1 rRNA gene is annotated in these 305 nt (G+C 58.4%); it reads right to left on the bottom strand.

Going from position 1 to position 305, the window contains the following annotated elements:
- Positions 1 to 16: 16 nt before the first annotated feature.
- Positions 17 to 305: ribosomal RNA gene (locus tag MTBUT4_RS01285) — 16S ribosomal RNA — on the bottom strand; the annotation flags it as partial.

Genomic DNA, 305 nt, shown 5'->3' with positions numbered 1-305 from the left:
GCCGTGACCGTGACATCGGCTGCCTCCCGTAGGAGTCTGGACCGTGTCTCAGTTCCAGTGTGGCTGGTCATCCTCTCAGACCAGCTAGGGATCGTCGCCTAGGTGAGCCGTTACCCCACCTACTAGCTAATCCCATCTGGGCACATCCGATGGCAAGAGGCCCGAAGGTCCCCCTCTTTGGTCTTGCGACGTTATGCGGTATTAGCTACCGTTTCCAGTAGTTATCCCCCTCCATCGGGCAGTTTCCCAGACATTACTCACCCGTCCGCCACTCGTCACCCAAGGAGCAAGCTCCTCTGTGCTAC

Source organism: Magnetospirillum sp. UT-4, assembly GCF_902729435.1.
In the GTDB taxonomy this organism is placed as follows: Bacteria; Pseudomonadota; Alphaproteobacteria; order Rhodospirillales; family Magnetospirillaceae; genus Magnetospirillum.
This window is presented reverse-complemented; position numbering and strand designations above follow the sequence as displayed.